The sequence below is a fragment of the Pseudomonas fluorescens genome, assembly GCF_000802965.1.
In the GTDB taxonomy this organism is placed as follows: domain Bacteria; phylum Pseudomonadota; class Gammaproteobacteria; order Pseudomonadales; family Pseudomonadaceae; genus Aquipseudomonas; species Aquipseudomonas fluorescens_A.
Genome location: NZ_JSAK01000062.1, coordinates 1 through 410 on the forward strand (window position 1 = coordinate 1; position 410 = coordinate 410).

Annotated in this window: 1 pseudogene; it reads left to right on the top strand. The window is 57.6% G+C overall.

The features are described 5' to 3' along the window. Positions 1 to 46: 46 nt before the first annotated feature. Positions 47 to 183: pseudogene (locus NL64_RS31250) on the top strand (DUF6124 family protein); the annotation flags it as partial. Positions 184 to 410: the final 227 nt, after the last annotated feature.

Here is a 410-nt window from a genome sequence, read left to right on the forward strand (position 1 = left end):
AATCTGTTAGTGACTTTCGACACCTGATTGTCGAAAAGAAACTAACTACAACGTCATGGCCACGAATCTGACGGATCGTAAAGACAGGCAAGTCGCAACACCCTGCCAGGCATCGCCCAAGTCATCATGCTCGGCGAACTGGCGGTGAACCGGGCGCTGGATCGAATCGACCCACCTGCATAAACACAACCCCCTGTGGCGAGGGAGCTTGCTCCCGCTGGGTCGCGAAGCGGCCCTAAACCCTGCCACCGCAGTCATTCAGGCACACCGCATACATAGAGTTTGCGACTGCTGCGCAGCCGAGCGGGAGCAAGCTCCCTCGCCACGGGGTTTGGTGCTTTACTTGAAACACCCCGAACCCCAGCGAGTACGCCGTCATGAACCGCAACCCGCGTGGACATGAATCTGTT